General features: G+C 57.5%; 10 protein-coding genes. 1 reads left to right on the forward strand and 9 read right to left on the reverse strand.

What is annotated here, in order from left to right:
* Positions 1 to 104 precede the first annotated feature (104 nt).
* Complete coding sequence (locus ACW14G_RS06295; protein ID WP_167577099.1) at positions 105 to 2090, reverse strand: alkyl/aryl-sulfatase; 1986 nt, start codon at positions 2088 to 2090, stop codon at positions 105 to 107.
* A 297-nt stretch (positions 2091 to 2387) separates the two neighbouring features.
* Between ACW14G_RS06295 and yjdP the strand changes: the two genes are divergently transcribed.
* Positions 2388 to 2723: a DDRRRQL repeat protein YjdP gene (gene yjdP, locus ACW14G_RS06300; protein ID WP_249022454.1), complete on the forward strand. Its 336-nt coding sequence runs from the start codon at positions 2388 to 2390 to the stop codon at positions 2721 to 2723.
* Here the strand turns inward: yjdP and phnP are convergent.
* From phnP to ACW14G_RS06340, 8 genes are all read right to left on the reverse strand, one after another.
* Complete coding sequence (phnP, locus tag ACW14G_RS06305) at positions 2720 to 3478, reverse strand: phosphonate metabolism protein PhnP (RefSeq protein WP_249022453.1); 759 nt, start codon at positions 3476 to 3478, stop codon at positions 2720 to 2722. The genes yjdP and phnP overlap by 4 nt on opposite strands.
* A gap of 9 nt (positions 3479 to 3487) precedes the next feature.
* Positions 3488 to 3922 (reverse strand): aminoalkylphosphonate N-acetyltransferase, encoded by a 435-nt coding sequence (phnO, locus tag ACW14G_RS06310; protein ID WP_249022452.1) that lies wholly within the window; start codon positions 3920 to 3922, stop codon positions 3488 to 3490.
* The gene (gene phnN, locus ACW14G_RS06315) at positions 3909 to 4466 is read right to left on the reverse strand and encodes a ribose 1,5-bisphosphokinase (protein WP_249022451.1); all 558 of its coding nucleotides are present in this window, start codon (positions 4464 to 4466) and stop codon (positions 3909 to 3911) included. The genes phnO and phnN overlap by 14 nt, the downstream gene beginning before the upstream one ends.
* The gene (gene phnM / locus ACW14G_RS06320) at positions 4466 to 5602 is read right to left on the reverse strand and encodes an alpha-D-ribose 1-methylphosphonate 5-triphosphate diphosphatase (RefSeq protein WP_419057374.1); all 1137 of its coding nucleotides are present in this window, start codon (positions 5600 to 5602) and stop codon (positions 4466 to 4468) included. The genes phnN and phnM overlap by 1 nt, the downstream gene beginning before the upstream one ends.
* Positions 5599 to 6285 carry a phosphonate C-P lyase system protein PhnL gene (phnL, locus tag ACW14G_RS06325; RefSeq protein ID WP_249022449.1) on the reverse strand — a complete coding sequence of 229 codons (687 nt, stop codon included), beginning with the start codon at positions 6283 to 6285 and terminating at the stop codon, positions 5599 to 5601. Before phnL ends, phnM begins: the two co-directional genes overlap by 4 nt.
* A 143-nt stretch (positions 6286 to 6428) precedes the next feature.
* Positions 6429 to 7187, reverse strand: a complete 759-nt coding sequence (phnK, locus tag ACW14G_RS06330) for a phosphonate C-P lyase system protein PhnK (protein WP_167577093.1) — start codon at positions 7185 to 7187, stop codon at positions 6429 to 6431.
* Positions 7184 to 8029 (reverse strand): alpha-D-ribose 1-methylphosphonate 5-phosphate C-P-lyase PhnJ, encoded by an 846-nt coding sequence (gene phnJ / locus ACW14G_RS06335; RefSeq protein ID WP_249022448.1) that lies wholly within the window; start codon positions 8027 to 8029, stop codon positions 7184 to 7186. Before phnJ ends, phnK begins: the two co-directional genes overlap by 4 nt.
* Positions 8022 to 8968: carbon-phosphorus lyase complex subunit PhnI (locus ACW14G_RS06340; protein WP_455648544.1), on the reverse strand; the 947-nt coding region annotated here is incomplete at its 5' end. The genes ACW14G_RS06340 and phnJ, both read right to left, overlap by 8 nt.

The raw sequence follows: 8968 nt of genomic DNA on the forward strand, positions 1-8968 counted from the left end.
GAACCGCATTAATAACTTATTCACAAATTAAAGATGAGCTTTATATATATTTATTTTGTGAATCCAACATGTCCAGGGGGCAAGGCCCCTGGACTATTCCTCGATTAATTCGGCGTCACGATATTGACCCAGAAATCAAATTTGTCCATACAGGACAGAATCTCGTCGAGCTTTTTGGCGTTGCCAATCACGTTGACTTTTTTCTGTTTGATTAAATCACTCATTTTCACCTGACCCAGCAGCACGGCATGCAGATCGTTCCGGCTCATATAGAACGACGCATCGGCATTGCTGCGCAGCGTTTTACGATAGTTAAGTACGCTATCGTTTAATGCGAGGTTCAGATTATCGTTGTTGTCGAGGTTAAAGTTGATATTAATGTTTTTCCCGTCGGCTTTGTGGCTGTCGAGGCTAACAGCAAGATAGTCCATCAGCATTTCGACGGTCATCCCCTTCAGGGTATCCGGCGACGCGGTAGCGCCCACCGGCAGTTTAGCGACGCCGTCGCGCAACTCTTTTGCACCGGTCAGATAGAAGCCGCGCCAGGTGGCGGATTCCGCCTGATAGCCCAGCTGTTCGAAGGCGTCAGCCTGCAGGTTTCTGGCGGTTTTATTGGTTGGATCGGCGGCGATGACCTGTTTTAACAGCTCTGAGGTCCAGCGATAGTCGCCCTGGTCGAAGGCTTCACGCGCCAGCTGAATCGCGTGCTCCTCGCCGCCCAGCGCTTTCACATAGCGTTTGCCCATCTCAACCTGGCCGTAAGGGTTCAGGTTGGCGGGGTTACCGTCGAAGTAGCCGAGATAGTAGTTATAGACCGCACGAGCGTTATGGCTAACCGAGCCGTAATAGCCGCGGCTGGCCCAGTTATCTTCCAGGTTTTTCGGCAACTTAATCATGTTGCCGATCTCATTCATCGTATAGCCCTGATTTGCCAGGTGCAGCGTCTGGTCGTGAATATACTTAATGGTGTCGCGATATTTGCCAATATAGTCGTTAATCTGTTTATTTCCCCACACCGGCCAGGTGTGCGGCATAAACAGTACGTCGGCCTGACTGCCCCACATATCCAGCGTCTGATTTAAATACTCGGACCACTTCGCGGTATCGCGAGTTTTCGCGCCACGCAGGGTATAGAAGTTGTGCAGCGTGTGGGTGGTGTTTTCCGCCGTGCACAGCGCTTTCAGCGCCGGAATATAGAAGTGCATCTCCGCCGGGGCTTCGCTGCCTGGCGCCATCAGGAAATCAAACTCCAGACCGTCGATGGTCAGCTTTTCGCCCGTTTTGGTGATGCTTTTTGTCGGCGCGATAATCGTTGGATAGCCGCCCGTTACGGCAACACCGAGACCATTGCCAATATTACCGCTGGCGTTCTTAGGCAGCAGCAGGCCGTAGGAGTATGTGGCGCGTCGACCCATGATGTTGCCTGCCATCACGTTCTCGCTGATCGCTTCCTCCATAAAGCCCGCGGGGGCGATGATCTGCACCTTACCGGATTTCACGTCATCTTCCGAGACGAGCCCTTTTACGCCGCCATAATGGTCAACGTGGCTATGGGTATAAATGATGGCGACAATCGGCTTGTGCGGACGGTGTTGGAAGTAGAGGTCGAGGCTGGCTTTAGCGGCTGGCGCGGAGACCAGCGGGTCGATAACAATAATCCCCGTATCACCTTCGATAAAGGTGATATTCGAGATGTCCTGACTGCGCACCTGGTACATGCGGTCGGTCACTTTAAACAGCCCGGAAATACCGTTTATTTGCGTTTGACGCCACAGGCTCGGGTTAATGGTATCCGGCGCTGGCGCATTGATATCGAATTTATAATCATAGGCGCGGTAGTAGGTTTTACCCTCGTCGTTTTTTAGCACCCCTTCATTCAACAGCGGCGCGATAAACCCGCGCTGGGCATCTTCAAAATCCTGACGATTGCTAAAGGGTAAGGATTTAGCATACTGCTGATTAATTTCATGGGTATATTGCGTGGCTTCTTTCGGCATTTCGGCTGCGAAGGCGTTATTTATCAATAGGCCACTGGCGACACCAACGGCAATAAACACGTTGCTGAAACGGAATAACCTAGAGTTATTCATATAAAACTCCCTTTCATTATTAATGTTATGAATTATTCGGCAAACAACCAGCGCCTGAGATATGGCGATCTATACTAGTGGCTATTTTGATAATTTGAGAGGTTTGTTTGTGAGGATGATCGTTATTTTTATAAGGTATTTGTGCTTAAAACTGAATGAATAAAATACCCATATATTTTATGGAATTTAATATTTAATTGTTATCGTTACGCACGCTGTAGAATTGAGATTCCTCCGCTACTCCGCCAGCCGCGGCTTGCCTACTCTACAGGCAGCTCCCCCGATGAGACCGTCCCTATGAAACGTTATCTAACCGCAGTGATGCTTTGTTCGCTCTCGCTGGCCAGCCAGCTGGCGCGCGCGGATATTATCGACGATGCCATTGGCAATATTCAGCAGGCGATCAACGATGCGTACAACCCCAGCAGCGATCGCTCAAGCCGTGATGACGACGATGACCGATCTTATGACGATCGCGGCAGTCGTTCCCAAAGCAGCCAGCAATATAACGATCGTCGCCGCCAGCTGGACGATCGTCGGCGTCAGTTAGATGACCGTCAGCGACAGCTCGATCAGGAGCGTCGTCAGCTGTCAGACGATGAGCGGCGTCTTGATGACGATTACGATCGCTAGGCGAGGCGAATTTCCATGCCGTCGTAGCCTGCTTCAATGCCGGGCGGCAGCAGGTGCGTCATCATCCATTCATCAAACTGGTGGCTGATATGGGTGAGTACCACGCGCGGGCAGCGGATCGATTCATTTAACGCCACGATCGTCGCTAAATCGCTGTGGTTACGCGGCGTCTGCTCGCGGGGCGCATGGCTGCAATCAATGACCATCACCTGCGGCTGGTTATTGCTTAAGAAAGTGAGCGTCTTATCGGGCAGCCCGGCGCTATCTGAAAGCCAGGCGACACGGCTGTGTGGCGTCTCCAGCAGATAGCCGAAGGTCAGCTTCGAGTGTTCCAGCGGTACTGGCGTAATTTGCAATCCCTGCAAGTCAAACACCACGAAGGGCTCCACGGTATGGCTGAAATCCAGCAGGCCGGGATGTTTGAACAGATCGTCACAGCCCAGCTCATCCGGCGGGCCGTACACCGGCACCGTCTCGCCTACGCCCCAGCGCAGCGGAAACAACCCCTGAACGTGATCCATATGATAGTGGGTGAGTAAAAACTGCTGGAAAGAGCCGGCGGGCCAACGTTCGGCGAGGTCGGGCAGGCCGGCATCAATTAACGTGACCGCATCGTTGAAGCGGACAACGCCGCTGCAGGCTTTACGGCGATACTGCGGCGCGCGATGGGCGCGCACGCAGGCCGGACAATGGCAGCCCCAGGCGGGCACACCCTGCGCGCCGCCGGTACCGCTGAGGGTGAGGGTTAAACTCATACAACATCCTCATAGCGCTTTGGTGAATCGAATGTGGCTGGGGGCATAACCCTCACGCTGATAAAAACGATGGGCGTCGAGTCGCCTGGTACTGGTGGACAACTCGGTCATCTCCGCGCCGGCCTCACGTGCAGTCTCCTCAGCCCAGCTCAGCAGTTGGCTGCCGACGCCTGAACCGCGCGCGCATGGCATGACGACCAGCTCCTGAATCTCGCCTATCCAGTTGGCATGATGCAGATGAAACTGCAAATGCAGGCTGATGATGCCGACAACCTCGCCGCACAGCAGAGCCAACTGATAGTGCAGATGCGGATCCTGAAGATTGGCGGCGAAACCGGTGTAAAAGGCGTCTTTGTCGAATTCGGCTTGCTTTAGTTCGCACATCAGCGCGTAAACGTCATCAATATCCTCGAACGTGGTATGGCGCAGCTCACAGACAGGCATGGTATTTCTCCTTGCGTCCCATCAGGGTCAGTAAAATATCCACTGACTGTAGCAAACTTCCGTCGTTATTGAGCGTATGGCAGTTTTCTGGCGCATAGCGGGCGGCACGCTCCAGCCGGGCGGCAATCTCCATACCGTTCTCGCGCCCACGGGCCTGAAGACGTTCGCGCAGAATCGGCGGCGAAACCTGCAAGCACACTGGCAGCAGTGCGTTGCCGTAGCGCGCTTTGGCCTGCGCCAGATGCGCGCGCGAGCCGTTGACGATGACATCGAACCCGGCGTGCAGCCACAGATCGATCTCCACGCCCACGCCGTAATACAGGCCGTTAGCGTGCCAGCTTAGGGCCAGCAGGTTGTGTCCGGCACGGGTAAAAAATTCCTGCTCACTCAATGCGATGTGGTTTTCGCAGCCGGCGTTGGCCGGACGGGTTATGTAGCGATGGGCAACCAATAGCTGCGCATGTTCCTGCTGACGAAGCACTTCCAGCAGGCTATCTTTGCCGGAGCCGGAGGGCCCCATTAACCAGATCAGTTTTCCTTTCATCAGAATACCCTTTTACCCTGACGCCAGACGTGGTCGATATGGATGTGCTCGCCTTTGCGATGCGCCAACACCAGATCGGCGCGTTTACCTTCGCCAATCACACCGCGGTCGTGCAGGTTCAGCGCGCGCGCCGGGTTTTGCGTCACCAGATTGATGGCCTGCGACAGGGTAAAGGCGTTTTGTTGGTCATCGGCAACGCGGAAGGCAGCGTCCAGCAGGCTCGCCGGATAGTAATCGGAGGAGAGAATATCCAGCAGGCCCCGTTGCGCGAGTTGGCTGGCCGCGACATTGCCGGAGTGCGAACCGCCGCGCACGATATTTGGCGCGCCCATCAGCACGTTCAGGCCGTGGCGGCGTGATGACTCGGCGGCTTCAAAGGTGGTGGGGAATTCGGCGATAACGCTGCCTAGCTGATGCGATTCCACCACGTGTTCATGAGTCGCATCGTCATGGCTGGCCAGCGCGATGTTGCGGTCACGGCACATGCCGGCAATGGCGGCACGGTTAGGCTGCGACCAACGTGCGGCAAGCTGCAGCTGTTCTTCTTCGTACTGACGCATCTGCTGGTCAGTCAGTGAGTACTTACCTTGATAGTATTCCCGGTACTTCTCACGATTGGCGAACTGGCGCTGGCCGGGAGAGTGGTCCATTAACGACACCAGCGTCACCGGCTCGCGACCGACCAGTTTTTCAAACAGCGGCAGCGTGGTGTGGTGCGGCAGTTCGCAGCGCAAATGCAGACGATGCTCGGCACGGTTGAGACCGCGTTTCTGCGTCTCTTCCACCGCGTTAATCATCTTCTCGAGGTTCTCCAGACGATCACCGCCGTCGCGCACATCGCCAATGGCTACCGCGTCCAGCACGGTGGTGATGCCGCTGGCGACCATCAGCGCGTCGTGGCTGCTCATGGCGGAATGGGCGGGCCAGTCCACCTTCGGGCGTGGGGTGAAGAATTTATCCAGATTATCGGTATGCAGCTCGATCAGCCCCGGCAGCAGCCAGCCGCTTTCACCGTCGAAGGCTTCCGGTAGACGGCTCTGGGTTTCGGCGAAGGCGCGGATTTCCCCGTCATGTACCTCCAGCGAACCGTGGACCACATCATTCTCAAGCACCAGTTTTACGTTATTGATAATCATGCAGGTGTACCCATTGGGTGGAGGCGGTCAGCGACCTGATTGCGGACGGTTTCGTCATGGAAAATACCGACGATGGCCGCACCGCGCGATTTGGCTTCTTCGATAAGGCTCACCACCGCGGCGCTATTTTTGGCGTCCAGCGAGGCAGTAGGTTCGTCGAGCAGCAGAATCGGGTAGTCGACGATAAAACCGCGGGCGATGTTGACGCGCTGCTGCTCGCCGCCGGAGAAGGTCGACGGCGCGAGATGCCACAGACGCTCTGGTACGTTCAGGCGGCTTAGCAACTGGGCGGCTTTGGCGGCACAGGTTTCGCGCGGCACGCCAGTATTGAGCAGCGGTTGCATCACTACTTCCAGCGTGGAAATTCGCGGGATCACCCGCAGAAACTGGCTGACCCAGCCGACAGTGGTTTTGCGCACTTCCACCACCTTGCGCGCCGGAGCGCTCACCAGGTCGACCCATTCGTCGCCGTGTTTAATATGAATATGGCCTTCATCCGGCAGATAGTTGGCATACAGCGAGCGCAGTAGGGTGGATTTGCCGCTGCCGGAGTGGCCGTGTAGCACCACGCACTCGCCGGCGTTGACGGTGAGCGAGGCGTTGCACAGCACCGGAAGCTGGACACCGTTTTGCTGGTGCAGAACAAAGGTTTTACTGACGTTTTCGACGCGAATCGCGTTCATTTTTAGCCTCTTTAAGCATTTGTACGTTCGATTGCCTGATGGATCAGGCCTACAACCGTTTTAGGATGCTGACAAACTTAAAAAAGAGCACGGACAGTCCCCTCGCCCCTTTGGGGAGAGGGAGAAAATCCGCCGCGCGATGGTTAATTCTGCAACACCGACGACACCAACAGCTGGGTGTACGGATGATGCGGATCGTCGAGCACCCGGTCGGTAAGCCCACTTTCCACTACCTGGCCCTGCTTCATCACCAGCAAACGGTCGGCGAGCAGCCTCGCGACGCCCAAATCATGGGTGACAATCACCACCGCCAGGTTCAGCTCTACCACCAGGCCGCGCAGCAGGTCGAGCAGGCGCGCCTGCACCGACACGTCCAGCCCACCGGTGGGTTCATCCATAAACACCAGCTTTGGGTGGGTGACGAGGTTGCGGGCAATCTGCAAACGCTGCTGCATCCCGCCGGAAAACGTGGTGGGCAGGTCGTCGATGCGCGACGCCGGGATCTCCACTTCCTCCAGCCAGCGCTGGGCGGTGGCGCGGATATCGCCGTAATGGCGCGCGCCGGTGGCCATCAGCCGTTCGCCGATATTGCCGCCCGCCGACACCTGACGACGCAGGCCGTCCATTGCGTGCTGGTGCACCACGCCCCATTCGGTGCGCAGCAGACGGCGGCGGTCGGCCTCGGTCATCGCGTACAGCGAACGGTCCCGGTAGCGAATTTCCCCTTCCTGCGGCGTCAGACGCGCCGAAATGGATTTCAGCAGCGTGGTTTTACCGGAGCCGGATTCGCCGACGATGCCCAGCACTTCGCCCGGCCACAGATCAAAGGAGACGTTGCTGAAGCCCTTGCCCGGCGCGTAGAGATGGGTCAGGCGGTCAACGGAGAGTAATGGTTGCGTCATGCGTTTTTCGCCTCGCTCTGTTGGCGGCAGTAGTCGGTGTCGGAGCAGACAAACATGCGCTTGCCGCTGTCGTCGAGCACCACTTCATCGAGATAGCTGTGCTGCGAACCGCAGATGGCGCACGGCTCGTCCCAGCGCTGGATGGTGAACGGATGGTCGTCAAAATCGAGGCTTTCAACGCGGGTAAACGGCGGCACGGCGTAGATACGCTTCTCGCGCCCGGCGCCAAACAGCTGTAGCGCAGGCATCATGTCCATCTTCGGGTTATCGAATTTGGGGATTGGCGATGGGTCCATGACGTAGCGGCCATTGACCTTCACCGGGTAGGCATAGGTGGTCGCGATATGGCCGAAGCGGGCGATATCTTCATACAGCTTCACCTGCATCACGCCGTACTCTTCCAGCGCGTGCATGGTGCGGGTCTCGGTTTCGCGCGGTTCGATAAAGCGTAGCGGTTCGGGGATCGGCACCTGGAAGATCAGGATCTGATCCTCCGCCAGCGGCGTTTCCGGGATCCGGTGGCGCGTCTGGATCAAGGTGGCGTCTTCGGTGCGCTCGGTGGTGTTCACCCCGGTCACACGCTGGAAAAACTGGCGGATGGAGACGGCGTTGGTGGTGTCATCCGCGCCCTGGTCAATCACTTTCAGCACATCCGCTTCACCAATCACGCTGGCGGTGATCTGAATGCCGCCGGTGCCCCAGCCGTATGGCATCGGCATTTCGCGGCCGCCGAACGGCACCTGATAGCCGGGGATCGCCACCGCTTTGAGGATAGCGCGGCGGATCATGCGCTTGGTCTGTTCATCAAGGTAGGCAAAGTTATAGCCGCTGAGATTAGCCATTTTTCTGCTCCCGTTGCAGGCGTTTCAACAGTTCCAGTTCGGCCTGGAAATCGACGTAGTGGGGGAGTTTGAGGTGCGAGACGAAACCGGCGGCTTCAACGTTATCGGCGTGGGCGAGGACAAACTCTTCATCCTGCGCCGGGCCGACGGCGTGCTCGTCATACTCCGGAGCCTGCAATGCGCGGTCGACCAGCGCCATCGCCATCGCTTTGCGCTCGCTCATGCCAAACACCAGGCCATAGCCGCGGGTGAAGTGCGGCGGTTCGTCAGCCGGGTCGACGAAGCCGTTGACCATTTCGCATTCCGTCATCAACAGTTCGCCGACGTTCACCGCAAAACCCAACTCTTCGGGCACGATTGAAACGTCGATATAGCCGCTGCGGATCTCGCCAGCAAACGGGTGGTTGCGCCCGTAGCCGCGTTGGGTGGAGTAGGCCAGCGCCAGCAGGTAGCCTTCGTCGCCGCGCATGAGCTGCTGGAGACGTGAGGAGCGCGAGCACGGGTAGACCGGCGGCGTGCGGGTGATATCGTCGGGCGTTGCGCCGCTGTCCTCTTCCGTCTTTGCCAGTCCCTGGCTTGCCAGCAGGCTGAAGACATGCGGGGCGGGCGTCGGCTCGCCATCATCGGTTTGCAGGGGCGGGGCTTCGCCGTTTGCCAGCAGGGTAAAGTCCAGCAGACGGTGGGTGTAGTCGTAAGTCGGACCGAGCAGCTGGCCGCCCGGCACGTCTTTATAGACGGCGGAAATACGGCGTTCCAGGAGCATATTGCCCGTCTCCAGCGGCTCGCTCACCGCCAGTTTCGCCAGCGTGGTGCGATAGGCGCGCAGTAAAAAAATGGCTTCAACGTTGTCGCCGCTGGCCTGCTTCAGCGCCAGCGCCGCCAGCTCGCGGTCGGCGATGCCGCCTTCGGTCATCACCCGGTCTACCGCCAGGTTAAGCT

The organism is Kluyvera sp., assembly GCF_965301105.1.

Coding starts and splice junctions, on each gene's coding strand:
- ACW14G_RS06295 (WP_167577099.1), bottom strand. CDS start 2,090: ATGAATAACTCTAGGTTATTCCGTTTCAGCAACGTGTTTATTGCCGTT.
- yjdP (WP_249022454.1), top strand. CDS start 2,388: ATGAAACGTTATCTAACCGCAGTGATGCTTTGTTCGCTCTCGCTGGCC.
- phnP (WP_249022453.1), bottom strand. CDS start 3,478: ATGAGTTTAACCCTCACCCTCAGCGGTACCGGCGGCGCGCAGGGTGTG.
- phnO (WP_249022452.1), bottom strand. CDS start 3,922: ATGCCTGTCTGTGAGCTGCGCCATACCACGTTCGAGGATATTGATGAC.
- phnN (WP_249022451.1), bottom strand. CDS start 4,466: ATGAAAGGAAAACTGATCTGGTTAATGGGGCCCTCCGGCTCCGGCAAA.
- phnM (WP_419057374.1), bottom strand. CDS start 5,602: ATGATTATCAATAACGTAAAACTGGTGCTTGAGAATGATGTGGTCCAC.
- phnL (WP_249022449.1), bottom strand. CDS start 6,285: ATGAACGCGATTCGCGTCGAAAACGTCAGTAAAACCTTTGTTCTGCAC.
- phnK (WP_167577093.1), bottom strand. CDS start 7,187: ATGACGCAACCATTACTCTCCGTTGACCGCCTGACCCATCTCTACGCG.
- phnJ (WP_249022448.1), bottom strand. CDS start 8,029: ATGGCTAATCTCAGCGGCTATAACTTTGCCTACCTTGATGAACAGACC.